We start from the raw sequence: 26,295 nt of genomic DNA, 5'->3' as shown, positions 1-26,295 counted from the left end.
TCATATAAAGCAGGAAGAACACTAAAACCTACAGCCTTAAATGATCAAAAAGTTACATTTTAATCTTGACATTTATAATGAACTTAACTATATTAATGAAGAAGGAGAATTTTCTGCTGCAATACTCAATCCTTTGAATTGTTATGTACTTGAGGATGGTACAGCTGAAAGAAATGTATTACTGGCTGTTCACAAGTATACAAAACAGTTTGATGATAATGAATATATGGATGTTTATACTGACAGCCAAATCCTTCATTATAAAATAGGTGAAGTAACAGATGGAGTTGTATATTCAGAAGGAGGATTAGAGCTTTTAGGAAGTCATAATCATATATTTGGTAAAGTTCCTGTTATTGTATGCCCAGCAAATTCAGAAAAGAAGAGTGGTTTTCAGGATATTATATCTTTATTTGATGCTTACAACGCTTTGAATTCGGATTTAGTAAATGAAATAGCTGACCACAGAAATGCTTACCTTGTTATTGAAAATGCAAAGCTTGAGGAAGAAGACCTTGGTAAAATGAAGCAGATGGGTATTATTCAAGTACCATCAGGAGGAAAAGTAAGCTGGCTTACTAAAGATATTAATGATTCTTTTGTTAAAAATGAACTTGATAATATTGAAAGAAAAATCTATGACCTTATGGATGAGGTTAATTTCAATGAAAACTGGGCATCTAATACTTCATCACTGGCACTTAGAAATAAATTATTAAATCTTGAAAATAGAGTATCAATGCGAGAAGCTATTATGGAAAAGATAATTAAGAAAAGGTTAAAGAACCTTTTTATTTTTTTGTCCAAAAAAGAGGGCAAGCAATATGATTACAGAGATATAGCAGTAAAGTTTACAAGAAACCTGCCAACAGATTTAACTGGACTTGCAGATGTTATTGTTAAACTTGAAAATGTATGTTCACAAGAAACTTTATTAACACTACTACCTTTTGTTGAAAATCCAAAGCTGGAAGTTAATAAATATAATTCAGAACAGAAAAAATTGGATTTATGGAATGTGGATGTTAGTAGTAAAGATATTATTAAAAATCAAAGTTAAGAAAGGGGATAATTGGTTATGAATAAATTAGTTAAAGACGAGATTATCAAAATTAAAAAGGAAATGATGGACAAGGCGAACAGTGATGTAGATGAAATCAAGAAGGAATACAAAAAATATCTTCTTATTTTAATTGCATGTATAAGTGATTATTATAATAGGTATATTTCTAATGGTAAGATAAGTAATTTTAGAAAAAACATCATAATGAATGATTTAGAGAAGGAGATAAAAGAATATGCCAATGAACTTTATGATTTTCAGTATGAATTTCTAATTAATGAATTAAAGGATATTTATGAAGAAACTTATTTTAAAAATCTTGAAGTTTTAAATGATGTGAGGCAAATGAATGTTAAAGGGGAACTTGTTCCAGAAGAAATAGGAAAAATAATTAATGCTAATTATCAAGGAAGCACTATTATTAATAGGCTTCAAAACAATATAAATGAATTCGCAGAGAGTATTTACAATAAGATTAACAGAAACATATTAAATAGAAAGACATTAGATGAAATGATTACAGATATATCAAAAACTTTTGAAATCAGTACATATGACAGCAAGGTTCTTTTAAATACAGAGCAGACTAGAATATTCACAGAAGCACAGGAAAAAGTATTCACAGATTTTGAAATTGAAGAAATTATGTGGTGTGCTGATGTTTGTTTAAATACCTGTATGTATTGTGAAGCAATGGATGGTAAAGCTTTTAGAATGAATGATGAAAATAGACCAACTATACCTGCACATCCAAATTGCAATTGCTGTTGGATACCTCTTATAGAATAATTCGTAGTTTTAAGAATTAAAGAGGTTGATTTTATAAATATGATATAATTAATAGTAGATAAATAGTAATTTGTAGGGATAATTAGAATAACGACTAATCAGAATTTATGGAGGTGATTTCTATGGCAAATGTAAAAGATAAGGATACATTCAATATAAGCAAGGAAGATATTCGCAGTAAATTAGAAAACTCTAAATATAAAGGTAGACATGAAATATATGAAACTTATCTTGAACAAGATAAGGATAGATGGGGTAGAGGGAAACATAAGAAATTTGAAAATTCGTTGAAAGACGCTAATTTATTCTATTTTGCATATATAAAATTTTATTTAAATGAAGGAAAAGAATATGCATTGGTTGCTGGAAAAAGCGGCTCGTATAATGTTAATTATAGTGGAAGTGATGTTAGATTTCGTGAGTATCCTAAAAAAGGTAAAGCAAAAGAATGGTTGTACAATAACAATAAGAAGTGGTGTAAAGAAAGGATATTAATCATCAAAACAATTGCAGAAGAAAAAGAGATAAGTGAAAAAGAAGCGTTTGAGATTGAAAAATATCTAGTGAATACTTTCGGGCTTTGTGAAAGTTAACTTTACAAATTCCAATTTATAATTATGTCCTAAGCATGACATTAAACTGCTTTATTTTTATGCAAAAAATTATTAAAGCGTCTTTGGTTTTATGAAGTCAAAGGGGCAAGAAGGAGGAAAATTTCATGGATTTTAAAGAAGTAAAACAATTTATTGAGACTAATAAGGAACAGGCAGAAGTTAAAGAATATCTTCAGGACTTAAATAAAATAAGCGTTGATGGTATTGAAAAGTATGTTAATGAAGATGAAGGTGCTAAAAAGTGGATGGATTCAGTTAAAGACAAACATTTTAACAAGGCACTGGAGACATGGAAATCTAATAATCTTGAAGGGTTAATTAATGATGAGGTTAAAAAGAGATTTCCTACGAAAGACGAAAAAGAGATTGAGGTTGAAAAACTAAAATCCGAAATTGAAAAAATGAAACAGGAAAAATTGCATGAAGCATTAACAAGTAAAGCTGTGAAGTTAGCTAGTGAGAAGAATCTGCCAGTAGAATTGGTGGATTTTTTTATTGCAGATAATGAGGAAAATACAGTTAAAAACCTTAGTACTTTAGAACAAAGTTTTAATTCAGCCATTCAAAAATCAGTAGAGATAAGACTTAAGGGTGATGGATACACTCCACCCAATAATGTTACTAATGAAAGAAAATCAAACAATCTTAATGAAGCATTAAAAAATTATTATAAAAATAACTAATTGAAAGGGGAAATGATTATTATGGCAATTACATTACAACAAGCAAAATTAAACACTCAGGATGATATTCAAAAGGGGGTAATAGATGAATTTAGAAAGAATTCATTTATTCTTGATAATATTACTTTCGATAATGCAGTAACTCCAGGAACTAATGGAGCAACACTTACTTATGGATATACTAGACTTATAACTCAACCAACAGCGGCATTTAGAGCAATAAACAGCGAATATGCACCTCAAGAGGTAACTAAGGACAGATATACAGTTGAACTTAAACCATTTGGAGGTTCTTTTGGAATAGATAGAATTGTAGCAAATACAGGTGGGCTTGTAGACGAAGTGAATTTACAGGTACAGCAGAAAGTTAAAGCTGCAAATGCATTATTCCACGATACTATTATTAATGGTGATTCAGCAGTTGATTCTAATTCTTTTGATGGATTAAATAAGGCGATTACTGGTTCAAGCACAGAATATAATGCTGGAGCATTTATTGATTTATCTACATCTACAGCACTTGATACAAACTATAAACAGTTTATGGATTTACTTGATGAGTTTCTATCAAATCTTGATGGCAAGCCTACATTCCTTGGAGGAAACTCAAAGCTCATAACCAAAATTAAATCCGTAGCAAGAAGGGCAGGATACTTGACTCAAAGTGAAGATGCTTTTGGTAGAAAAGTTGATGCTTATGATGGCATTGTTCTTGTTGACCTTGGAGCAAAAGCAGGAACAAATGATCCTGTTGTATCTATTGCAAATACAAGAAAACCAAATGGTACTGATGCTGTGACAGGGTTAACAGACCTTTATGCTGCAAGATTGTCCCTTGATGGTTTCCATGCTGTATCTCTTGCTAATCAAGATTTAGTAAAGATTTGGCTTCCTGACTTTTCAACTTCTGGTGCAGTAAAGAATGGTGAAGTTGAAATGGTAGCAGCTGTGGCTCTTAAAGCTACAAAGAGTGCAGGTGTATTTAGAAATATAAAAGTAGTTTAAACAGGAGGTACATATGGCAAGGATATACTCAAACAATAAAAAATATAATGGTATATCCGCAGGAATAAACTTTGTAAATGGGGTGGGAGAAACTGAGATCTCTCACCTTATTTCTTGGTTTAATGAAAATGGATATACGGTTGTTGAAGACAAGATATTAAATTATGATGATATGAAATATAAGGAACTTACTGAAGTGGCAAAGGAAAAAGGTATTAATGGTATTGGATTAAAAAAGGATGAACTTATTAAAAAATTAAAGGAAATGGAGGAATAGCTTATGCTGGAAACTATGAAAATAATTCTAGGAATTGATACTGCTGATACATCAAAAGATAATATTTTAAACCATTATTTAAATAAAGCAATAAGCATAATTTTAGGGTACTGCAATATAGATACTTTGGATACAAAGTATAATGATATAGCTTCAGATTATGCAGTTTATCTTTATAAAAACAAGGATTTAGAAGGGTTAGAAAGTAAAACTGAAGGTGATAAAAGTGTAAAAATCAGAGATGGTATTCCAGAAAATATAAAGAAGGTTCTGCCGCTTCCAAAGATAAAGGTTGGTGGCTATAATGTTTAGTGATACAGAAATTAAGGTATTGTTTAATTCTGATAACTCATCAATTATAAAAACTGAATATGCGGATGTACAGCCATTTTCAAAGAATTACTCCTTTGAGGATGGCTTTAATTTTGAAGTTACAAAGAGAGCATTTTGTGATAAAGAAAGCATTATAAATGAAAATAGCTACCTATTAATTGAAAATGAAAAATATAAGGTTATGGAAATAAAAACTTGGGATACATATATAGAAGCATTTCTATATAAATGTAAAAGGCAGGTGTAGCTGTTATGCAGAATATAGATGATATATTTGATTTCCTTTTGTATGAAAAAGGTACTGATATTATTTACAATGGAATATCTAAAAGGGTATTGATAAAAGATAGCGATTCAATAATTAATTACGAAGATGATAAACAGCTTTATACTGATTTTTCTGTAAGTACAGGAGATTTAATACAATACAAAAATAGTAATTGGTTTGTAATATCACAGATTGATAAGCATGAGAAAACTTACAGAAGTAGAATAAGAAAAGTAGAACAAAGCTTTAAAATAATATTAGATAATAGACTGTATACATTCCCAGCTATTTTTGAGCCAGCAAATCAATCTGTTGAAACATCTAGCACAATAAATGTGTGGTCAGGAAATTTAAAAGTAATTCTTCAAGATACGGATTTATCTAAAAAGATTGATGTGAATCTTGAATTTATTAAAATGGGAGCAAAATGGAAGGTAGATGGATATACTACAGAACATTTGGGATTGAGAACTCTTTATTGTGAAAAGGGGCAATTTGGTACTAATGATGACCAAGTTAATGAGATTGCAGATACTAATTTATTGGCTCACTATAATTTAATCATAACAAATGGAAATTCTATTCAAATGGGAGTAAATCAAACTCTTCAACTCAATGCCATAGCAACTGTGACTATTGGTGGAAAACTTTCAATTCTAACAAATCCTCAAATCAATTATTCAAGTTCTGATACAACAAAAGCTACAGTAGATTCAAATGGATTAATAACCTTCTATAATACTGGAAATGTTAATATAGCTGCTACTTTAGATTTGGATAATTCTGCGACTAATAATATAGCCATTACAATAGTTTCAGATCCACAAAATAACTATACTGTAGATGTAACTTCAGATGGTCAAGTAATAGAAGGCATCACAGATATTAATTTAAATTCAACAAAAATATTTGTTGGAACAAGGAAAAATAATGGATTTGATGTTCCTAACAGCCAGTTTAATTTTGAGATAATTCCAGGCACTACATTAGTAAGTAAATATACTTTTACAGTGCTGAATGATACTAGCTGTAGTATAAAGGCTTTGGGTTCTACATATTTAATAACTTTAAGATGTCATGATAGAAATAATACTTCAATACATATTGATAAAACTATAAGATTAAAGTCTGGATTCTAAAACTATAATTACATAATGCTTAGGGGCAGGTGAAATATCCTACTCTTTTTTTATATAAATTTAATTTTAAATGGTGAAAGGGGAAATGTGTTTTATGGGGAATAAACCAAACGTTGAATATTTACTTAGTGTTCATTATCTCAAGAAATTGAGAGAAAAGGGTTTTATATCATATGAACAATTTGATGAGATAGATAGGTTAAATAGATATTCTTTTTTAAAGAGTCAAGGGCAGAAATCTGCCTAAGACTCCTATTAATAACTTTACTTATTGCCACACTAATTATATCATGTGTGTAGCCAAGAGCTATATTTAAAATGAGGGAAGGAGATCTTTATGGGAAATACGGTAAAGAAGGTTCAGGTGTTACAGCCTATACAAAGAGTAAATAATTTTGAAACTGCAACAAATAATTTAAGCAAAAAAAGAGTATGTGCTTATTGCAGAGTAAGTACTGATTCTGAGGAGCAAATGGAAAGCTATAATGCTCAAGTTAGTGAATATACGAAGAAAATAACAGAAAACCCTGAATGGGAGTTTGTTGATATATATGCAGATGCAGGTATAAGCGGTACTAATGTAAAGCATAGACTTGCATTTAATAGAATGATAAAGGATTGTGAAAATGGTAAAATTGACTTAGTTATAACAAAATCAATATCCAGATTTGCCCGTAATACTGTAGATTGTTTAAAACATGTAAGGGAATTAAAGAACATTGGGGTTGAGGTATTCTTTGAAAAAGAGAACATATACTCCTTTGATTCAAAAATGGAATTGGTGCTTACAATGCTAAGTTCTATAGCACAGGAAGAAAGTAGAAATATTTCTGAAAATACAAAATGGGGCATTAGGAAGCGTTTTAGAGACGGAGTTACTATTTGCAATACAGAAAGATTTCTGGGATATGATAAAGATGAAAATGGAAACTTGGTAATTAATGAGGAGCAGGCTGAAGTAGTAAGAAGAATATTTAGAGAATACCTTGATGGTAAGGGCTATGCAGTTATTGCTAGAGAGCTTGAAGCAGATGGAATAAAAACAGCGGTTGGTAAAACTAAATGGTGGGATTCTACAATAAGAGGTATCCTTGAAAATGAAAAATATTATGGAGAACTGTTGCTTCAAAAGACAGTAACAGTAGATTATCTTACTAAAAAGAGAGTTGATAATAAAAATTTAGAACCAATGTACAGAATAGAAAATAATCATGAGCCAATAATTTCAAAGGAAATGTTTGAGCTGGTACAGCAGGAACGTAAGAGACGATATGAAATAACAAAAGGTGAAAATGATGATAGAAGAAAATATACTAATAAGTATGGTTTCAGCGGAAAACTTTACTGTGAAAAGTGTGGTAAAACTTTAAAACGCAGGCACTGGAATAGCGGAACTAAATCTCAGAAAATAGTATGGCAGTGCAATAGTTATATTAAAGGAAAAAAGAACTGCTCGGCAAAAGCAGTGGATGATTTAATATTGAAGAGAGCTTTTATCCAACTATACAATGATATGGTTGTTGATAAAGGCTCTTTTTTTAAAGTATTCTTGGAAAATGTAGAAAAAGTTATAAGCAAAGATAGTGTAGGAGCTGACATTTCAAAAACTTCAAAGCAAATAACCCAATTAGAGCAGGACTTAAGTGAATTGGTGCAGTTAAAGATTAGAAAGCAAATTGATGATAAATATTACAATAAGGAATATGCCAAAATCACAGCAGAACTTGAAGCTTTAAATCTCAAAAGGGATGAACTTTTAAATAGCAAATTAAATGATACAAAGCATAAAGAAAAAGTGGAATATATCAAGGAAACTATAGGTAATGGCAATGAGCCGCTTACAGAGTTTGATGATAGCTTGTTTGTAGCACTTATAGATAAGGTGATTATAAAGTCACCTAAGCATTTTAGGTTTGTATTTGAGAGTGGGATTGAAATGGTGGTGGAGATGTAAATAATATAGTTGGAATTTAATTGATAAGTAGTAATATTAAAAAATAATTTACTATGCTAGATTTTAAGGTTTTGGCTGATACTAAAAATTAATTTTGGTTTTAGCCTGTTTTTATGAATGGTAAAATATAATTAAGAAGACTAAGTGTAAATTTTATACGCATAACATATGTTCAAATAAAAATCAATAGAAATTTCAAATAAAGTGTGATAAAATGAGGTATAATTAACAAATAATAAGGGAGAGATACAGCATGATGAACAAAGAAATCTATCTTAAAAATGTGGCTGAAAGTCTTGCTTTATTAAGTAAGCAAGTTGAGTTGTTAAATGCTGTAAATCTTTATGATATAAATATTATTGCTGAGGATTTTTTTACAGGGTTGCTGAATTTAATATTTGGTTACAAATTAAAAAATGCAAATGTTGTTGAGAAAAATGCACAAGCTATTGATTTAATAGATGAAGAAAATAAAATTTCAATTCAAGTAACTTCAGATAATTCTAGCACTAAAATAAAACATACAATTCATGAATATATTGATAATAAGTCATATGAAAAGTATGATAGATTAATAGTATTGATTTTGACTAGGAAAAAGAAGTATTCAAATCCATTTGATACTAATAATACGTTTATATTTGATAAGGGAAGCGATATATTAGATATAAAGGATTTAATAAAATCCATAAGAGGATTAGAAATAGAAAAGATAAGAGAAATTAACGATTTTTTGGGAAGAGAATTATGTGACAAGGTATATTCAGCCAAGGAAACACAAGCTAATGAGATAGATACAATAATAGATTTAATTGAATACATATCTAAACATAAGGAAGTTAAAAAGAAAATAGATTCAGAAGTTGATCCTGAATATAAAATATTTAAAAGATTTAAGGACTTCTCTGAAAGATTGATATCAGAATATACAACACTGTATACTTTGTATGGAGATGCAATTGAGACAATTAATGAAACTATAGGAATAGATGAAGCACAGGATATAATAATAATGTTTTATTTACAAGATATAAGTATGCAATTTTTAGATGAAACAAATGATAATCCAATTAAGGCGTTGAATAAGCTGGTTGGTTATTTTGAAGATAAGCTAAGTGTAAATGGTAAAAAATATGATAGGGCAGCTATTAAGTTTTATTTAGTTAATGAAATGATAAAGTGTAGAGTATTTCCAAATGAAAGGGATGAGTATAATGGTGGCAAATAGTAATAGTGTTAAATCATCAGCAATGTATATTGGTTACCTTATACTTAAGGAAATCAAGGAGAAAAATTCAGAAAAAGTATCTATATATGATGTTTCAAGAATTCTTAAAAAGAAAGGAATAAACAGTAGTAGACAATTAGTATTAGGTCTTTCTTTCCTATACTCTGTTGATATAGTAGAGTTTGAGGAGGCGAATGTATGGATAAAGAAGTAAATAGAATTCGCATTAACAAACTTTATTCAGAAAATAATATTTTTGATGAAATAGAATTTCATGATGGTGTAAATATTATTTTGGGTGAAAAATATGATAATTCAACAATAAAAGGAAGAAAAACAAATGGTGTAGGAAAATCTATGAGTATTGAATTTTTGGATTTTTGCTTATTGAGTGATTATGAAAAGTCTAGAATATGCAAAATACCTAAAGAAGTAGTGCCATTAGAAGAAGAAATAATGTTAGATTTAGAAATTGGAAAAGAAGAAATTACGATAAAACGAAGCCGAAAGGACTCTGAACAACCTGTTATAATAAGAAATGAGAAAAAGGTTTCTTTTGAAAAATTAGATGATGCACGTAATTATCTAGCGGAACTAATTTTTGCAAAATTAGATGGGAACAGTGTGCCAAGTTTTAGAAATTTATTCTCAATATTGATGAGAGATGAACGTTCGGAATTTACTGATATATTAAAATGTCATGATTTATCTAAGCGTGTGCCAGATGATTTGACAGCACATTTATTTCTACTTGGGATGTCAGTTGAGTCTTATAGGAAAAGTATTAAGATAATTAAAGAAATTGAAAGTATAACAACTGTTATATCAAAAAATAAGAAAGAGTTAACAAATAATGGACAGAAAAAAATAGCTGATGTTAAAGCGGAATTAAATTCTCTTGATGATGAATTAGATAAAATGGAAGCTGCTATAGAAAGTTTTAAAAGTAATGAAGCTTTTTATTCAATGGAATCAGAGCTGCTAGAATTAGAAACACTACTTGAACAGCTGCGAAAAAAACAAAAAGCGTTAAGATATGATTATGATAAAATTAAAAGAATGCCAAAGCCCGAAGCAATAGACGATAACGAGATTGAACTAGTATATAATCAATTTAAGAATGATTTGGGCAGTGCCATTGTTAAGTCACTTAATGAAGTAGTTGGTTTTAAGAATAAGGTTGAAGAATTTCAACGTATGCTTGTGAATCAGAAAGCAAAAGAACTTGAAATACAGCTGAATGATATTGCAGAGCAAATTCGTGTTTTAGATGATGAGTATTCAGAAAAAATGAGAATTATTGATGAAAAAGGTGTATTAAAGAATCTAAAAGCTAGTTTAAAGATATATGAAAGTAAAAAGGATTCTTGTGCACATACAAAGTTTCTTTTTGAACAGTATGAAAAAAATGAGAAAACAAAAAAGGCATTAAAATTACGTAAAACACAAGAAATATTAGAGATAGATACTATTCTTGAGGAAAAAGAGGATATAATAAATAAATTTATTAATACCTTACTTGATATTCATGAAGCTATTATGGGAAATAAGGAGTGCTCATTTACAATCCAGACTTTAGATAATGCTAGAAGTAAAACACCAGCTGAAATTAGTATGAGGATATACGATGATGGCAGCAGAAGTGTAAATAGGACTAAAGTTTTTATTTATGATATGGCGTTGTTATTTAATGATAATACAAGGAAGAGGCATCCTCTATTTTTAGTTCATGATAATATTTTTGATGTTGATCAGGATACATTAGTTCAATGTCTAAATTATTTAAATAAACAAGAAGAAAAGTATCAGGATTTTCAATATATATTAACTTTAAATAGAGATAAAATAGAAAATGAAGAACGTATAAAATTAATAAAGATGGATATTGATAGTCATAGAGTAGCTGTTTATACAAAGGAAAACAAGTTCTTAAAAAAGGATTATCAAGAAATGTAATAGTAGAGTCATCAGATTTGATGGCTTTATTATTTACATATAGCAGTTGGCATGTCCCAACCCACGTGGAAACTGTCGTTAAGCTTTATAGAAAATAAGAAAGAAGAGTAATACTATGGATGGAACGATACGAAAAGATATCAAAGTAGGAATAAAAGTTCTTGTTGTTCAAAAGCAAGACCAGCGTTCTGGAAAGTTAACTGAAGGTGTTGTGCAGAGAATCCTTACAAACTCAGAGGTTCATCCTCGTGGTATCAAAGTAATGCTTGAGGGTGGAATTGTAGGAAGAGTTAAAGAAATAAAATAATATTTAGGTATAATAAAAGGCATTCAATCTTGGGGTTGAGTGCCTTTTATTAGGTTAAATAGGTGGATATGTTTCCATAAACATATAAAATGGTAATAATTAAAGATAATCAAAGAAGGGATTATTAGAATACATATACTTAAGGAATAAAGAGTTGGTGGAAGGAAATGGAGTGTGTGAGCACAAAAGAATAGACTTAGAAAAAAGAGATATTGTGAAAAATATCATTGAAAATCACTTACTTTTTTATGAGAAAAGGCAAGTGATTTTTGGCTTTTTATATAATTATGGAGGATAATATAATTATATGTAGAATTATAATTTATTCAAGGAATTAATATAAAACAGTTTATTATTTCTATAATGGGTAGCTAAGAGAAATTAAAAATTAGTTATACTAATAAATATTTCAATAGAATTTACTGATGATGTATTTAATGAGGTTAGAGATGAAAAGTGTTGTATAGCCTTTCAACTATCCGGAAAATTTAAGCAAATTAATTTTAGTAATTATAAAGTTTATAGTGCTTTTGAAATTATATCTCGTGGATATAGTCCTTCAGAAAAGAGAGACTATAACGGATTATCAGATGAAATTATTAAAAGATTTAACATAAACTCTTAATAAAAAACATTTTAATATTTAAGCTTTTCAATATTTAGATACCAATTAGGCTAATAATGTGAATTTAAGGTTTATTTATATAAATAGCATTTGACAATGTTTGGAAGGGTGGTTACAAAATGGTCATTAGAAAGGCAAATGATTCTGATATAGAATTGATTGCTAATTTGTATATTGGAAATTGGAAGAAAACATATGCAGAGTTGTTGCCAAATGAATTTTTAAATAATTTAAAAGTTAGCGATGGAATACAAAAATGGAGAGAATATCTTGGAAATGAAAGATATATGATTTTTGTTGTATATAAAGATGAAAAATTTCTTGGTTTCTCTGCCTGTAAAGAAGATGATGAAATAGAGCATTGTTTATATTTAGATTCGTTACATGTATCTGAAGCTTCAAGGGGAAAAGGCATTGGTACGAAATTAATCAACACAGTAAGTCATTATGCTTATAGCAAAGGTTATAAATGTATGAGTATTTGTATTGTAAAAGGAAATTCAAATGCAAAGAGTTTGTATGAAAAACTTGGCGCAAAGCATTATAAAGATTTTATTGATTATTTTGGTAGCACTGAATCCAATTCAGAAAAACTTATTTGGAATAATTTAAATTCTTTCAGATAAATTCCAATTTAAAATTAAGTTATAAATAGCATGAGGTTGTAAGTAAATGGTGAAATCAATAGAACCCAATATTGCAGATTTAGCGAACAGTTGGCTTCTCTACACCAGAAGTATATGAAATATGGGAAGGAGAGGCTGTGATTTATATGCAGCAGTCAGGAGAGGATAATCGAGATCTTTGGGATCACTACGAGCCATAGGAATATGAAAAGTAGATTGTTCTTCTTACTTTGAAAACGTTATCACACAAGTGTAGCATTATTTAAGTCAATCATAATACTCTAATCATAAAATATATAAATTAAGCAGTAGCATTGAGTTTAAATAAAATAGACTTTTTATGTAAGGAGTGAAAATTTTGAAATATAAAAATAGAGAAACTAACTATGATAAGGAACCAGAGGTAGTAGTAAAAGGATACGAAAACAGTGCTTTTAGTGGATATCATAATATTATTAGTGAAATAAAATCAAAGGTAAACAAAGAGAAATTTATTATTACAATAGATTGTTATCCAGGAGTAAAAGATGAAGAAGTATTAAATGCTTTTATTAATGGATTAAATCCAGATTGTGTAATTGCAAGTAAAGATATTTTTTATGATGGAAATATGTTAAATAATTTACTAAATAGAAATTTAACGGAAGATAGAGTATTTGGAATAATGTATTATGGCACAATCCAAGATTTCGTTGTAAAAGAAAAATATGTAGAGACTAAAAAGAAATTAGATGATATAGATAATGGTATAATTTTAATATATGGTGTAGGAGCTAGCCTTATAAGTGAAGGCGACATATTTGTGTATGCTGATTTAGCAAGATGGGAAATACAACAAAGGTTTAGAAGAAAAGAGCTAGGCAATTTTAAAGTGAACAACCTTGAGGAAGATATTTTAAGGAAATACAAGAGAGCTTTTTTTATTGAATGGAGAATAGCAGATAGACATAAAAAAGGATTATATGATAAGATTGATTACTTATTAGACAGCAATACTTATAACGATCCTAAATTAGTAACTGGAGATGCTTTAAGAGCAGGATTACAAGAAACTGCAAATAGACCATTTAGAGTAGTACCATATTTTGATCCAGGGGTATGGGGAGGCCAATGGATGAAAGATGTATGTAATCTAGATAAGAATGAAGAAAACTTTGCGTGGTGTTTTGATGGTGTACCTGAGGAGAATAGCTTATTTTTAAGATATGGGGATATAAGAATAGAAGTACCTTCTATAAATGTAGTTCTATATAAACCTAAAGAGCTTTTAGGTGACAAAGTATATTCAAGATTTGGAGCTGAATTTCCAATAAGATTTGATTTTCTAGATACTATTGAAGGTCAAAACTTAAGTCTTCAGGTACATCCTACTACTGAATATATTCAAGAAAATTTTGGAATGCATTATACTCAAGATGAAAGTTATTATATTTTAGATGCTACAGATGATGCGAGTGTTTATTTAGGTCTAAAGGAAGGCGTAAACAAGGAAGAAATGATTAAAGATTTAGAAGATGCACAAGCTGGAGCAATAGTTTTTTATGCAGAAAAATACATCAATAAATTTCCAGCTAAAACTCACGACCATTTTCTGATTCCTGCGGGAACTGTACATTGTTCAGGCAGTGGGGCTATGGTATTAGAGATTAGTGCAACTCCTTATATATTTACATTTAAATTGTGGGACTGGGGAAGAGTTGGTTTGGATGGATTGCCTAGGCCTATTCACATTGAACATGGTAAAAAAGTAATTCAATGGGGCAGAACTACTAATTGGGTAAAAAATAACTTAGTTAATAATGTTGAAATAATAAGCGAGAATAAAAATGTTAAGGAAGAAAAAACCGGATTACATGAGCTTCAATTTATAGAAACAAGAAGATATTGGTTTAAAGAGAAAACTAATCATGATACTAAAAGGATAGTAAATGTACTTAATTTAGTAGAAGGTGAAGAAGTGATAGTAGAAAGTCCTGAGAATAAATTTGAACCTTTTATAGTGCACTATGCAGAAACATTTATAGTACCTGCTTCTGTTGGAGAATATTCAATAAGACCTTATGGTAAAAGTGATGGAAAAGAAGTTGGGGTAATTAAAGCTTATGTAAGATTTTAAAGTAGCAGGCAGCTGCAGCTAAGGAGGCTAATGCTTTGAGTCCATTTGCTACTTTTTGAGATAGATAAAAATTGTTTATATTAGTAACTTATTAGGCTATATAAAATTTGTAAGCCTTAAGGGCTTTTTATTTTGAGGTGATTTTATCACACTAAAAATTATAACACCACTTGCAATGGAAAAAAGCTTATATTTGATTCAAGCAATTATGTTGTTGATACTGATAGCTTTGTTAATGGAATTGTGCTGGGGTACTGCAAGTTGTGACTGTACTTCATGTTCTTTCTGCACCAGAGGTGTGTAAAATGGTGCAAGGTGTGTGCACTTTTTAGCGGAAGTAATTAGTAAAAAAATAATTAAAAGTGTAATTTTTTAAAATTACACTTTTAATAGTTGCTATAAAATTCCTTTTATGATATGATTACATCATAGTAAATAAAGTTAATTTTAGAAAGGCACAATATTTTATGAAAAAGTTGAGTGAATTAGTTGCGTTAGTAAGTGGATCGCCTCAGTTTAGAATTACTGAAGTGTTTGATGAGAAAACACCGCTTTTTACTTATTATAGTCAAACAAATTTAACAGATGATTTGGTAGGTATTATTTCAAACGATGTGGGCAATAAACAAGTCAGAACCAATGATAAAGTAAATACCCTATGCGATGGTGATGTGGTGTTTAGTTTGATCACGGGAATTGCAACGATTGTAAGAAAAGAGCATGAGGGATATCTTTATACACAAAACTACGTTAAGTTATTACCTAGCCATAAAATTGATTCAAAGTTTTTGGTTTATCTACTTAATGAAAACAAAACAATCAAGAAACAGTTTGTGCTGGGACTTCAAGGTTCGCAAGTTTTAAAATATACTTTAAAGCAACTTAAAGAGCTTGAAATACCGAAAATACCTTCCATAGATAAGCAAAAAATTATAGGACAAGTCTATTTTAATCAGTTAAGGTTGCAAGCTCTTAGAAATAGAGCGGCAGAACTTGAAACAAAAATCAGATTATCCAAGTTAGAGGAGGCAAGTGAGAAATGAATGAAGAGCAATTTGAAACTGAATTAATACAATATATTACCAGTGGAACCATAACTAAACCTGAACACCTAGAAGGAATCAGCGACTTTATGGTTAGTGAGAAGCCTGCTCGTTACGGTGTAAAAACAAAGCTATGGAAGTATGAAACCAAAATTAAAACTACAGAAAAGCTTTGGGATAACTTCAAAGAGATTCTTGAGAGGCACAATCAAAATACACTTGATCATCCACTAAGTACTGTCGAATTTAATCAAGTTAAAAAGATTATATCTGATATTAAAACACCATATGAGGCTGGACAATTTTTATATGGACTTAATGGTGTATCACAAATCGAAATTGATTTAGATGACGGTCGTCATGTGTTTTTAACGGTTTTCGATCAAAAACAAATTGGTGCTGGAGATACGGTGTATCAAGTAGTTAATCAAATTGAACGCCCTGCAATTATCACTGGGAAACAAAATCGTCGCTTTGATACGACACTTCTTATTAATGGTTTACCTATTATACAAATTGAAGAAAAACGTGATACACACGATGTTAATGAAGCACTAAATCAAATGCATCAATATTCCGAAGAAAACCAATATGGTGATATTTTTTCTACTTTACAAATATTAGTGGCAATTACGCCTAATAACGTAAAATATATGGCAAATACCACGTCGGATAAGTTCAATAAGGACTTTGCTTTTAACTGGCAACGTAAAAGTGATAATACGATTGTGCGTAATTGGAAAGAGTTCGCTGATTCAATGTTAAGTATCCCAATGGCACATCAGATGGCTACTAATTATATGATTTTGGATGGCACAAAAAACAAACAAACGTTAAAGGTAATGCGTCCATATCAAGTATATGCTACTCAGAATGTAATTGAAAATTTAAAGCAAGTTGATTTTGAACTTGGCACAAATAAAGTAGGTTATATCTGGCATACCACTGGTTCTGGCAAAACTATAACTAGTTTCAAAACTGCGTGGCTTGCAAGTCGCATGCCCAAAATTGATAAAGTTGTCTTCTTAGTAGATAGAATTGCCTTAACGAAACAAACAAATGAAAATTATAGAGCCTATGATCCGGATGCTAGTGAAGATATGATTGGTAGTGTTCAAAATACTTATAATACTAATGATTTGAGTCGTAAACTAAAGAGTAAAGATAACAGTATCGTTGTTACTTCTGTTCAAAAGATTGATACCTTAGTGAAACGTAAATCTTTTAAAGCACCTGATAAAAATATTGTATTTATCGTGGATGAGGCACACCGTTCAACTGGTAGTGAAAATTTTGAAAAGATACAAAAAGCTTTTAAGAAATCTGCTTGGGTTGGTTATACAGGAACACCGATGTTTGATGAAACTACTAGTGGTTTACGAACTGAAGATATTTTTGGACCTTTGTTACATGCCTATACTATTCGTGAAGCAATTGCAGATAGAAATGTTTTAGGTTTTAAAGTGGATTTTGAAACAACAATTGATGAAGAACAAATGAAATTAAAATATCTGCCAAATTTCTATAGAGAACGTTATCCGAAGTGGACTGAAGAAAAAATTACAGAAAAGATTAATAATTTAAGTCAAGAAGATATGGATGATGCGGTTGAACCAAGTTTTTATGATGAAAATCCGGATCACATCAAGTTAGTAGTTGAAGATATTTTCAAGAACTGGCGAAATCGTTCAAACGAAGGTAAGTATAATGCACTTTTTACAACTCATGTTGGTGGTGGAAAAGCCAGTACTCCAATGGCAATAATGTACTTCAATGAATTTCAACGAGTAAATGATGAGAATAAGAAAAATGGTGGACAAACATTGAAAGTAGCAGTTACATTTAGCCAAAATTCATCCAATAATGATAGTATGCTTACCACTAATCAAGGCTTATATGATGCTATTAAAGCTTATAACAAAGAATTTGGTACAAGCTTTGGCATGGATGATGTAGCAGGATATACACAAGATGTTACTAGTCGTTTGAATAAAACTGCTACAGATAAGAAATTTTTAGATATTGTGATTGTGGTAGATCAACTTTTGACTGGATTTGATGCACCAGAACTTAATACCCTTTATGTAGATAGAACACTTAAAGGGGCTGGACTTATTCAAGCCTATTCAAGAACAAATCGTATTGCTGATATGCAAGAAAAACCTTGGGGGCGTATTGTAAATTATCGTTGGCCTGCTCAAAATGAGAAGTTGATGAATAAAGCTCTCGCAATTTATGCTAATAAAGATTCTGCAATTTTATCAGAAGATGAACAACATAAATCTAACCAAAAGGATGGTATTATCGCTAAATCTTTTGAAGATGTATTTAATGAAGTTAAAGAGGTTACTCAGAAATTAGGCAGCTTAACTAATGAGTTTCAACAATTACCACCTTCTGAGAGGCAGAAAGAATATATGCTTGATTTGCTTAGAGATTATAATGTTGGTATGGCTAAATTAAAGCAATATGCACCTGAAGAAGTTGATGGAAATGTAGCGGGTTTCAATTACGAAAATCCTGATGAGTTAGTTGAAAAATTAGGGATGACAAGTGTTCAAGAAACCATGCTTACTACAGTTTTAACCAATGAGCTTAAACAATATATAGCAAAAGAAAAGAAAATTCCTTTTTATCAAATTGAGTTAAGAATGACTCATGTGAAGGATGTGAAAATAGATTATGATTATTTAACTGAATTGGTGGAACAATTATTGAATCAAGTGCATGAGGGCAAGAAACAAGAAGCAAAAGCTACGAAAGAGAAAATTGATCAATTTGCCAATGGTTTGGAAGACAGAAATTACGCTGCGAAGATTATGAATGCAGCAATGGCTATTATCAAAGGGCATTATCCGCCGGAAGGTACTAATCTTAAATATCCAGTAAAATTGAGAGATAGCGAGCAAATTATTCAAGCGGCTAACAATGTGAGCTTTGATAGAATGTTCTTAGATTTTCGAGTGAAGTGGGGAATTACAGATATTATCACAAGTGCTCAGATGCGTGAATTATTTAGTCGTCATCGTTATGGCGTGCAGGATTTAGATGATGCTGGTCAAATTCGAGATATAATTGCAAAAGCAAGCGTGGATTATAAGACGTTAGCACATAACGAAGAGATACAAGCTTTGTCTAAAATCAAGTACCGTAATGGTTTGCGTGAGGCCATTTATGAATTAGCTGATGAGTTAGTAGAAAACTAAGAAGGGTGATTAAATGAACGAGATACAATTTTTAATGTATGATGCAGATGAAAAAATCGAAGTCGTGATGAAAGATGAAACAATCTGGGCAACACAAAAAGCTATATCTGAGCTTTTTGATGTGGGTGTTTCTGCTATAAGCAAACATTTTAAAAACATTTTTGAGTCTGGAGAGCTTGATGAGAAAGTGGTTGTTTCCATTTTGGAAAATACCACAAAGCACGGCGCTATAGAGGGAAAAACCCAAACAAAACAGGTCAAGTTTTATAATCTGGATGCCATTATCTCAGTTGGCTACCGTGTTAATTCTCAAAAAGCAACAAAGTTTAGAATTTGGGCCACTGATATCTTGAAAGACTATATCAGAAAAGGATTTAAGATTGATGTTGAGCGCATGAAGCAAGGTGAGAATGTTTTCGGTAAAGATTACTTCCGTGAGTTGCTTGAAACTGTTCGCTCAATTAGAGCAAGTGAACGTAGAATTTGGCAACAAATCACAGATGTGTTTGCAGAAATTTCATATGACTACGATAAAAATTCAGAAATCACAAAAAAATTTTATGCAACTGTTCAAAATAAATTTCATTTTGCAATAACTGGTAAAACAGCTGCAGAAATTATTCATGCTAGTGCAGATAGAAATAAAGAACATATGGGACTCACTACTTGGAAGAACTCTCCTAATGGTCGAATTTTGCAGTCTGATGTGCTTGTGGCTAAAAATTACTTATCAGAAAAGGAAATTCGTGGTCTTGAACGTAACGTCTCAGCTTATTTTGATTATGTTGAGCGACTTCTTGAAGATGAAACGTTGTTATCTATGGAAGATTTTGCGGTAAGTATTGATGAGTTTTTGAAATTCAATCGTTATGAAATCTTAAAAGGTCATGGACGTATTTCACATAACACTGCTAAGGAAAAAGCAATAGGAGAATATCAAGAGTTTAACAAAACTCAAAAAATAGTTTCTGATTTTGATAAGGAAATCAGAAAGATTAAAGGAGATAGCAATGGAAAAAAACAACAATAAACCAAAGTTAAGATTTCCGGGATTCACTGACCCTTGGGAACAGCGTGAGTTGAATGAATGTATTGAAACATCCAACGAAAAGAATAGTGACAATGTTTATACCAAGGAGGATGTGCTATCTGTGTCTGGCGATTTTGGTATTGTCAATCAGATAGAACTTCAAGGAAGAAGTTTTGCAGGAGCATCTGTTTCTAATTATGGTGTAGTTAATACTGGAAATATCGTATACACAAAGTCTCCTCTTAAGCGTAATCCATTTGGAATAATCAAAACAAATAAAGGAAAATCAGGTATTGTCTCTACTCTTTATGCGGTGTATAAACCAAAAGAGAATACAAATCCCAACTTTGTACAGTGTTATTTTGAGTCTGATTATCGTTTGAATAAATATCTTAAGCCATTGGTTAATAAGGGCGCAAAAAATGATATGAAGGTCAGTGATGATAATGCACTTTTAGGGTTGGTTATATTCCCGTCTTATGAGGAGCAGACAGAAATATCCGCTTTTTTGGAGATACTAGATAACCTTATCACCCTTCATCAGCGTAAGTTAAATCACTTGCAAGATAAGAAGAAAAGTTTGTTACAAAAAATGTTTCCGAAAAATGGTGAAGATTTTCCGGAACTTCGTTTTCCAGGATTTACTGACCCTTGGGAACGGCGTAAGGTCGGTGAGTTGCTAATTGAACGAAATACACAAGCTCCAAAAAGTGATGAGTATCCTCTAATGGCATTTGTAGCATATGAAGGGGTTGCACCCAAAGGAGATAGATATAATCGCGAATTTTTAGTTAGTGATGAAGATAATAAGAAATATAAACAGACGGAATATGGAGATTTTATTTACAGTTCTAATAATCTTACAACTGGATCTATTGGGCTAAACAAATACGGAAAAGCTTCTATTTCTCCTGTTTACAGTATTTTTCAACCAACTGAATTAGCTGATTCTGATTTTATTGGTCGCGTATTAGTTCGTAAAAGCTTTATAAATCAAATGATTCGTTGGCGCCAAGGGGTTATTTATGGACAATGGCGAATTCATGAATCTGATTTTGTAAAAATGGAAGCTCAAGCTCCTTCAGTTGTAGAACAAAAACAGATTGGAGACTTTTTCAATAATCTCGACGGCCTTATTATCCTTCATCAACGTAAATTAAATCACTTGCAAGAACAAAAGAAAGCATTACTACAACAGATGTTTGTATAAAATAATTTCAAAATAGAAAGGAAATAAAAATAATGAGTAATAATCTACAAACAATTACAAGCAAACTTTGGGCTATGGCAAATGAACTGCGTGGCACAATGGATGCATCAGAGTATAAAAATTATATATTGGCATTTATGTTTTATCGATACCTTTCAGAACATCAAGAGAAGTATTTAGTAGGAAATAATGTTATTGATGTTGCAGAGGGAGAATCTATCAATGATGCTTACCTAAAACAAGCGGTAGGTGCAGATTTAGATGACTATTTACAAGATATTTCATTAAGCTTGGGGTATGCGATTGCGCCAAATGATACATGGGAGTCTTTGATTAATAAAATTAATGATGCACAAGTTATTCCTAGTGACTATCAAACTATTTTTGATAACTTTAATAAAAATGCGGAATTAAATAAAGAAGCGGTGAAAGATTTTCGTGGTATATTCAACGATATTAATTTGGGAGATTCACGTCTTGGAAGTTCTACAAATGAACGTGCAAAATCACTTAACAATATAGTTAAGTTAGTTGATGGAATTGAATACAAGGGGGATGATGGAAAAGATATTCTAGGTGAAATATATGAATACTTAATCGGTCAATTTGCTGCAAGTGCTGGTAAAAAAGGTGGAGAATTTTATACGCCTCATCAAGTAAGTAAGATTTTAGCTAAAGTAGTCACGAGCGGTGTAGAAAAATCAGATGAATTCTTCAATGTATATGATCCAACAATGGGCTCAGGTTCCTTACTACTTACTGTTGGACAAGAATTGCCTGATGGTACTCCTATGAAGTATTTTGGTCAAGAGTTGAATACAACAACTTATAACTTGGCTCGTATGAACTTGATGATGCACGATGTGCCTTATAACAATATGACACTAAATAATGCTGATACTCTGGAAAGCGATTGGCCAGATGGACCAGATGGAAAAGGAACTGACCATCCACGTAGTTTTGATGCAGTGGTTGCAAATCCACCATATTCTGCAAAATGGGATAATGATGAAACAAAATTAAAAGATCCACGTTTTAGTGATTATGGGAAATTAGCACCAGCTTCAAAGGCGGATTATGCTTTTATCTTACACAGTATATATCATTTAAACAACACTGGCACAATGGCTATTGTTTTGCCTCACGGCGTGCTATTTCGTGGTGCAGCAGAAGGTAAAATTCGTCAGACTCTGATTGAAAAAAATTATCTTGACACGGTTATTGGCCTGCCAGCTAACTTATTTTATGGAACAAGTATACCAACAATCATTTTAGTATTTAAGAAGAATCGTAAAACGAAAGATGTATTATTTATTGATGCAAGTAATGATTTTGAAAAAGGTAAGAATCAAAATAACTTAAGTAATGAAAATATAGATAAAATAATCAATACGTTTAAAGAACGTAAAGATGTTGATAAATATGCTCACGTAGCATCAATTGAGGAAATCAAGGAAAATGGGTTTAACTTGAATATTCCACGTTATGTTGACACTTTTGAAGAAGAAGCCCCAATTGATTTGGAAGAAGTAAATAAGCAGTTAGAACAAGATAATAAGGAAATTGCGGAACTTGAAGCAGAGATTAATGAGCAATTAAAGATTTTAGGTGTAAAAATTTAGATTTGTTGGTAGTGGAAAAGTGAGAAGTTCACTTTTCCACATTTGTTTGGGAACAGCGTAAGTTTTCAGAACTCTTTACTACACTCAAAAACAGTGCTTTATCCAGAGCTGAACTTAGCACTGAACATGGTGTTGCAATGAATGTTCATTATGGTGATGTGTTAATAAAATTCGGAGAGTGCTTAGACGTTAGCAAAGAGGAAGTTACCTTTATTATGGATGATACGAGTGTAAACAAGTACAAGTCTTCATTTTTGAATAATGGTGATGTGATTATTGCAGATGCTGCGGAGGATGAAACAGTTGGAAAGTGTACTGAAATAGTAGGTTTGACTACTCAAACTGTAATTTCTGGATTGCATACAATTCCGTGTAGACCTATTCAAGTTTTTGCAAGTGGCTATCTTGGATATTATATGAATTCAAATGCGTATCATGACCAATTATTACCGTTAATTCAAGGGACAAAAGTATCTTCTATTTCGAAGTCGGCTTTAAATGATACGGTACTAATATACCCGAAATCTAATGAAGAACAAACTGTAATAGCTAAGAGTTTTACCAATCTCAACAACCTTATCACCCTTCATCAGCGTGAGTGATTTTTGATAATTGTTCATATTTAACTTAATCCTGACAATGAACGCATAACCAAATCTACATCCTTATTTTCAAGTTCCTGAATAATATGTAAATAGGTTTTTTGAGTTGTTGTCATACTAGCATGCCCCAATCTTCTTGCGACACTTGCAATTGATACACCAGCAAATAACAAAAGAGAGGCATGCGTGTGACGTAATCCGTGAATTGAAATTACTGGAACCTTTGCATTTTTACAGTATCTTGTTAATATGTCATTAACAGTTGAATTATATACTTTGTTTTTTGTAAATATAGGTTTATCTTCTGGCAATCCCTTTAGCAACTCAGAAAACTGAATTACTGTTTGCCAGTCTATTTGTACTTTTCGTACAGAAGATTGATTCTTTGTTGGAAGAAAGCCACCACTTCCTTTATAATCCCATGTTTTACTGATTGAAAGCATCTGATGTGAAAAATCAAAATCTTTAGGTGTAAGTGCTAATGCTTCTGAAAAGCGCATCCCAGTTTTTGCAACTAATAGTATAAACCAATCCCAACTTACTTCAGACTTTAATTCAAGATTGCTTAATAGAGTATGCAACTCAAACTGATTCAGATACTTTGTTTTTTTATCTTTTGGAGTTTTTCCTTTGATTATTGCTTTTCGTGTAGGATCTCTATCAATTAGACCTTCGTCCACTGCATCCAAAATTGCAGCTTTTAATTGATGATGAAAATCCATTGTTGTTTGACGCTCATGCCACGCAGCATAGTCATTAAGTAATTGTTGGTAAGTTATACGATTCAAATCGGAAATTATAAGGTTTGGAATAAGTTTTTCAAGCCACTTTTCCGTCATAAGATATTTATCCATAGTCACTTTTCTTATAGCACCATCTTTGTATACTGTAATCCATTGTGCATAATATTGGTAAAATAAATCAGTTCCTTTTACTTTTTCTAACATTATTAATTCCTCCTTTTGATTTATCGAAAATTGCCTCACGCTGATCATTTGAATGAGATCTTGCTTGAGTAAGCCTTTCTGAAATAATAAGTGTGTGTTCAAATGAATGATTGGGAAAACATACCTATTTTCTTAGTATAACCATATGTAAGAATTTAGTACCATTACACTATAAGAGTGATATAGAAGAAATTGAGAAATGTATTTGTGGGATTTTAATCCTCAAATATTAAAAGAATCTATGCTAGACATTGTGAAACATCTCATTGGAAAAATAAAGTTAGCAAGCCCCACTTTTAAAGGAGTTTGTAGATAATGAACTAGTACCTGAAAATTTGTCTGCAACTTAAATTTTGATGAGATCTTTGATATTTGGGAACCAAGGTGGTTGTAATGATATAAACAAAAGAGTTAAGGAATTAGGATAAACAGAATTAGTAGTTTTAGAAACTAAAAATATGTTCATGAACTACACTTTCCTAATGGAAGATGACACTTTTATACATTTTGAGTTCTAGACCAGTAATAAGGGAAAGGCAGATTTAAGAAGGTTTAGAGCCTATGAATTAATGCTGAGCCATCATAATGGAAAAAGGGAGGTAAAAGTAAGTCCTAAATGGACTTTTACGGATACTCTAGCGGGTGAGAGAACGCTGTTTTAGAGTACACTGTGTTTAGACGAAAGGAGAAATTGAAAATGACTTAACTCGGTAAGGAATTAATAGATGAAGGAAAAAATAAAAAAAACTATAGAAATAGTCAAGAAAGCAATAGAAAATGGTACGAATAATGAAACAATAAAGGAACTAACGGACTTAGATATTGATAAAATTGAGTTAATAAAAAAGTTTTAAAGTAAGATAAATTACGCTAGAGGAAAGTACAAAACTAGCTTATTATGGTTATAGTAAGTTAGTTTTTTTATTACACCCAATTAAATAGAAGTGAGGTAATAGAAATAATATGCATCTATGACAAGAAAATTACTAAAGGTAGTTTTGATAACAATGGTCTTGAAATTTTAAATGAAGCTATAAATTGATACATAACGGAAGAATTAAATGTACATTATTCCTTAGAGCTATAATCAATAATAGTGGCAATTCATAGATTGGTTTTACTGGTTCAAATGAGAAGCTTAGAATAAACAAAAGGGATGCAGGAGCAGATAATATTTACTATGCAAAACAAATGGTAAATGGCAGACTAACTTTTAGGATAAGATAGTAAGGTTGTACACCATTCAAGAAGATTTTTATATTCAAGCTAATATAAAATACCTTATAGTAGACGGAAATAATATTAAACATTGAGATGCAAACACTTCAAGTTATTATGAATGTAGTAGTTACTTTAGAGAATACAGGAAGTGGAATCATAGTTTTTATAGTGAGTGCTGATTTGTTATATATTTACAAAATATGATATAATTAAACTATAATGGACAAAGGTGCAAAAATATTAGATTTAGATAAATAGTAAATTTGTAAAGTAACAATGCTTCGTCGCGTTAAAAAGATCCTATAAATCTAAGGTTCAAAAATCATAAAATACTAAGATATTTCAATAACTCGCTGGTGCTAGTATAATATTGTAGACACGAAAGACCGAACACATTAAAATATAGATAAGAGAAGGATGTGTTTATATGT

General features: G+C 30.9%; 25 protein-coding genes and 1 pseudogene. 25 read left to right on the top strand and 1 reads right to left on the bottom strand.

What is annotated here, in order from left to right; genetic code table 11:
• Positions 1-40: 40 nt before the first annotated feature.
• The 23 genes from LQK79_RS18015 (at position 41) to LQK79_RS17905 (ending at position 23,696) form a co-directional block, all read left to right on the top strand.
• A complete protein-coding gene (locus tag LQK79_RS18015) occupies positions 41-1,060 on the top strand; it encodes a phage portal protein (RefSeq protein ID WP_231017398.1) in 1,020 nt (339 codons plus the stop codon).
• Positions 1,061-1,078: 18 nt separating this feature from the next.
• Complete coding sequence (locus tag LQK79_RS18010; RefSeq protein ID WP_231017397.1) at positions 1,079-1,852, top strand: minor capsid protein; 774 nt, start codon at positions 1,079-1,081, stop codon at positions 1,850-1,852.
• 122 nt (positions 1,853-1,974) lie between these two features.
• Positions 1,975-2,445, top strand: coding sequence for a hypothetical protein (locus tag LQK79_RS18005; protein WP_231017396.1), 471 nt, complete (start codon positions 1,975-1,977; stop codon positions 2,443-2,445).
• Positions 2,446-2,570: 125 nt separating this feature from the next.
• Positions 2,571-3,149, top strand: coding sequence for a DUF4355 domain-containing protein (locus tag LQK79_RS18000; RefSeq protein ID WP_231017395.1), 579 nt, complete (start codon positions 2,571-2,573; stop codon positions 3,147-3,149).
• Between the two features lie 21 nt (positions 3,150-3,170).
• On the top strand, positions 3,171-4,154 hold the full coding sequence (locus LQK79_RS17995) for a major capsid protein (RefSeq protein ID WP_231017394.1): 984 nt from the start codon (positions 3,171-3,173) through the stop codon (positions 4,152-4,154).
• Between the two features lie 13 nt (positions 4,155-4,167).
• Positions 4,168-4,431, top strand: a complete 264-nt coding sequence (locus tag LQK79_RS17990) for a hypothetical protein (protein ID WP_231017393.1) — start codon at positions 4,168-4,170, stop codon at positions 4,429-4,431.
• 3 nt (positions 4,432-4,434) lie between these two features.
• Entirely contained in the window at positions 4,435-4,743 is a 309-nt protein-coding gene (locus LQK79_RS17985; protein WP_231017392.1) for a phage head-tail connector protein, read from the top strand.
• Positions 4,736-5,011: a hypothetical protein gene (locus LQK79_RS17980; RefSeq protein WP_231017391.1), complete on the top strand. Its 276-nt coding sequence runs from the start codon at positions 4,736-4,738 to the stop codon at positions 5,009-5,011. Before LQK79_RS17985 ends, LQK79_RS17980 begins: the two co-directional genes overlap by 8 nt.
• Before the next feature lie 5 nt (positions 5,012-5,016).
• The gene (locus tag LQK79_RS17975) at positions 5,017-6,171 is read left to right on the top strand and encodes an Ig-like domain-containing protein (RefSeq protein ID WP_231017390.1); all 1,155 of its coding nucleotides are present in this window, start codon (positions 5,017-5,019) and stop codon (positions 6,169-6,171) included.
• A gap of 94 nt (positions 6,172-6,265) precedes the next feature.
• A complete protein-coding gene (locus tag LQK79_RS17970) occupies positions 6,266-6,418 on the top strand; it encodes an SHOCT domain-containing protein (protein ID WP_231017389.1) in 153 nt (50 codons plus the stop codon).
• 90 nt (positions 6,419-6,508) lie between these two features.
• Positions 6,509-8,125 (top strand): recombinase family protein, encoded by a 1,617-nt coding sequence (locus LQK79_RS17965; RefSeq protein ID WP_231017388.1) that lies wholly within the window; start codon positions 6,509-6,511, stop codon positions 8,123-8,125.
• A gap of 253 nt (positions 8,126-8,378) precedes the next feature.
• The gene (locus tag LQK79_RS17960) at positions 8,379-9,353 is read left to right on the top strand and encodes an SMEK domain-containing protein (RefSeq protein ID WP_231017387.1); all 975 of its coding nucleotides are present in this window, start codon (positions 8,379-8,381) and stop codon (positions 9,351-9,353) included.
• On the top strand, positions 9,343-9,567 hold the full coding sequence (locus LQK79_RS17955) for an ABC-three component system middle component 6 (RefSeq protein ID WP_407928538.1): 225 nt from the start codon (positions 9,343-9,345) through the stop codon (positions 9,565-9,567). The genes LQK79_RS17960 and LQK79_RS17955 overlap by 11 nt, the downstream gene beginning before the upstream one ends.
• Positions 9,552-11,309 (top strand): DUF2326 domain-containing protein, encoded by a 1,758-nt coding sequence (locus LQK79_RS17950; protein ID WP_231017385.1) that lies wholly within the window; start codon positions 9,552-9,554, stop codon positions 11,307-11,309. Before LQK79_RS17955 ends, LQK79_RS17950 begins: the two co-directional genes overlap by 16 nt.
• A 115-nt stretch (positions 11,310-11,424) precedes the next feature.
• Entirely contained in the window at positions 11,425-11,616 is a 192-nt protein-coding gene (locus LQK79_RS17945) for a YwbE family protein (RefSeq protein WP_231017384.1), read from the top strand.
• A gap of 744 nt (positions 11,617-12,360) precedes the next feature.
• Positions 12,361-12,867 (top strand): GNAT family N-acetyltransferase, encoded by a 507-nt coding sequence (locus LQK79_RS17940; RefSeq protein WP_053242790.1) that lies wholly within the window; start codon positions 12,361-12,363, stop codon positions 12,865-12,867.
• Between the two features lie 358 nt (positions 12,868-13,225).
• Positions 13,226-14,983, top strand: coding sequence for a class I mannose-6-phosphate isomerase (locus LQK79_RS17935; RefSeq protein WP_231017383.1), 1,758 nt, complete (start codon positions 13,226-13,228; stop codon positions 14,981-14,983).
• A gap of 467 nt (positions 14,984-15,450) precedes the next feature.
• On the top strand, positions 15,451-16,026 hold the full coding sequence (locus LQK79_RS17930; protein ID WP_053242791.1) for a restriction endonuclease subunit S: 576 nt from the start codon (positions 15,451-15,453) through the stop codon (positions 16,024-16,026).
• Entirely contained in the window at positions 16,023-19,232 is a 3,210-nt protein-coding gene (locus LQK79_RS17925) for a type I restriction endonuclease subunit R (RefSeq protein ID WP_053242792.1), read from the top strand. The genes LQK79_RS17930 and LQK79_RS17925 overlap by 4 nt, the downstream gene beginning before the upstream one ends.
• Positions 19,233-19,245: 13 nt before the next feature.
• Entirely contained in the window at positions 19,246-20,262 is a 1,017-nt protein-coding gene (rhuM, locus tag LQK79_RS17920) for a RhuM family protein (protein WP_053242793.1), read from the top strand.
• The gene (locus LQK79_RS17915; RefSeq protein ID WP_053242794.1) at positions 20,243-21,472 is read left to right on the top strand and encodes a restriction endonuclease subunit S; all 1,230 of its coding nucleotides are present in this window, start codon (positions 20,243-20,245) and stop codon (positions 21,470-21,472) included. The genes rhuM and LQK79_RS17915 overlap by 20 nt, the downstream gene beginning before the upstream one ends.
• A 32-nt stretch (positions 21,473-21,504) precedes the next feature.
• On the top strand, positions 21,505-23,094 hold the full coding sequence (locus LQK79_RS17910) for a type I restriction-modification system subunit M (protein WP_231017382.1): 1,590 nt from the start codon (positions 21,505-21,507) through the stop codon (positions 23,092-23,094).
• A 137-nt stretch (positions 23,095-23,231) separates the two neighbouring features.
• Positions 23,232-23,696, top strand: a complete 465-nt coding sequence (locus tag LQK79_RS17905; RefSeq protein ID WP_053242795.1) for a restriction endonuclease subunit S domain-containing protein — start codon at positions 23,232-23,234, stop codon at positions 23,694-23,696.
• Positions 23,697-23,716: 20 nt separating this feature from the next.
• On the opposite strand, the gene LQK79_RS17900 is transcribed toward LQK79_RS17905, so the two are convergent.
• On the bottom strand, positions 23,717-24,643 hold the full coding sequence (locus tag LQK79_RS17900; protein WP_053242796.1) for a site-specific integrase: 927 nt from the start codon (positions 24,641-24,643) through the stop codon (positions 23,717-23,719).
• Positions 24,644-25,041: 398 nt separating this feature from the next.
• On the opposite strand from LQK79_RS17900, the pseudogene LQK79_RS17895 reads away from it, so the two are divergent.
• Together LQK79_RS17895 and LQK79_RS20965 are read left to right on the top strand one after the other, a co-directional pair.
• Positions 25,042-25,224, top strand: a pseudogene (locus LQK79_RS17895) (hypothetical protein); the annotation flags it as partial.
• A 144-nt stretch (positions 25,225-25,368) separates the two neighbouring features.
• A complete protein-coding gene (locus LQK79_RS20965) occupies positions 25,369-25,497 on the top strand; it encodes a hypothetical protein (RefSeq protein WP_269144194.1) in 129 nt (42 codons plus the stop codon).
• Positions 25,498-26,295: the final 798 nt, after the last annotated feature.

The organism is Clostridium guangxiense (genome assembly GCF_021043395.1).
Classification (GTDB): Bacteria; Bacillota; Clostridia; order Clostridiales; family Clostridiaceae; genus Clostridium_S; species Clostridium_S guangxiense.
The sequence above is the reverse complement of the archived record's forward strand: the minus strand, read 5'-3'. Positions and strand labels throughout refer to the sequence as shown.

What these genes read in the sequence shown, in the direction of transcription:
- LQK79_RS18015 (WP_231017398.1), top strand. Translation starts at nt 41, where the DNA reads ATGATCAAAAAGTTACATTTTAATCTTGACATTTATAATGAACTTAAC.
- LQK79_RS18010 (WP_231017397.1), top strand. Translation starts at nt 1,079, where the DNA reads ATGAATAAATTAGTTAAAGACGAGATTATCAAAATTAAAAAGGAAATG.
- LQK79_RS18005 (WP_231017396.1), top strand. Translation starts at nt 1,975, where the DNA reads ATGGCAAATGTAAAAGATAAGGATACATTCAATATAAGCAAGGAAGAT.
- LQK79_RS18000 (WP_231017395.1), top strand. Translation starts at nt 2,571, where the DNA reads ATGGATTTTAAAGAAGTAAAACAATTTATTGAGACTAATAAGGAACAG.
- LQK79_RS17995 (WP_231017394.1), top strand. Translation starts at nt 3,171, where the DNA reads ATGGCAATTACATTACAACAAGCAAAATTAAACACTCAGGATGATATT.
- LQK79_RS17990 (WP_231017393.1), top strand. Translation starts at nt 4,168, where the DNA reads ATGGCAAGGATATACTCAAACAATAAAAAATATAATGGTATATCCGCA.
- LQK79_RS17985 (WP_231017392.1), top strand. Translation starts at nt 4,435, where the DNA reads ATGCTGGAAACTATGAAAATAATTCTAGGAATTGATACTGCTGATACA.
- LQK79_RS17980 (WP_231017391.1), top strand. Translation starts at nt 4,736, where the DNA reads ATGTTTAGTGATACAGAAATTAAGGTATTGTTTAATTCTGATAACTCA.
- LQK79_RS17975 (WP_231017390.1), top strand. Translation starts at nt 5,017, where the DNA reads ATGCAGAATATAGATGATATATTTGATTTCCTTTTGTATGAAAAAGGT.
- LQK79_RS17970 (WP_231017389.1), top strand. Translation starts at nt 6,266, where the DNA reads ATGGGGAATAAACCAAACGTTGAATATTTACTTAGTGTTCATTATCTC.
- LQK79_RS17965 (WP_231017388.1), top strand. Translation starts at nt 6,509, where the DNA reads ATGGGAAATACGGTAAAGAAGGTTCAGGTGTTACAGCCTATACAAAGA.
- LQK79_RS17960 (WP_231017387.1), top strand. Translation starts at nt 8,379, where the DNA reads ATGATGAACAAAGAAATCTATCTTAAAAATGTGGCTGAAAGTCTTGCT.
- LQK79_RS17950 (WP_231017385.1), top strand. Translation starts at nt 9,552, where the DNA reads ATGGATAAAGAAGTAAATAGAATTCGCATTAACAAACTTTATTCAGAA.
- LQK79_RS17945 (WP_231017384.1), top strand. Translation starts at nt 11,425, where the DNA reads ATGGATGGAACGATACGAAAAGATATCAAAGTAGGAATAAAAGTTCTT.
- LQK79_RS17940 (WP_053242790.1), top strand. Translation starts at nt 12,361, where the DNA reads ATGGTCATTAGAAAGGCAAATGATTCTGATATAGAATTGATTGCTAAT.
- LQK79_RS17930 (WP_053242791.1), top strand. Translation starts at nt 15,451, where the DNA reads ATGAAAAAGTTGAGTGAATTAGTTGCGTTAGTAAGTGGATCGCCTCAG.
- LQK79_RS17925 (WP_053242792.1), top strand. Translation starts at nt 16,023, where the DNA reads ATGAATGAAGAGCAATTTGAAACTGAATTAATACAATATATTACCAGT.
- rhuM (WP_053242793.1), top strand. Translation starts at nt 19,246, where the DNA reads ATGAACGAGATACAATTTTTAATGTATGATGCAGATGAAAAAATCGAA.
- LQK79_RS17915 (WP_053242794.1), top strand. Translation starts at nt 20,243, where the DNA reads ATGGAAAAAAACAACAATAAACCAAAGTTAAGATTTCCGGGATTCACT.
- LQK79_RS17910 (WP_231017382.1), top strand. Translation starts at nt 21,505, where the DNA reads ATGAGTAATAATCTACAAACAATTACAAGCAAACTTTGGGCTATGGCA.
- LQK79_RS17905 (WP_053242795.1), top strand. Translation starts at nt 23,232, where the DNA reads ATGAATGTTCATTATGGTGATGTGTTAATAAAATTCGGAGAGTGCTTA.
- LQK79_RS17900 (WP_053242796.1), bottom strand. Translation starts at nt 24,643, where the DNA reads ATGTTAGAAAAAGTAAAAGGAACTGATTTATTTTACCAATATTATGCA.
- LQK79_RS20965 (WP_269144194.1), top strand. Translation starts at nt 25,369, where the DNA reads ATGAAGGAAAAAATAAAAAAAACTATAGAAATAGTCAAGAAAGCAATA.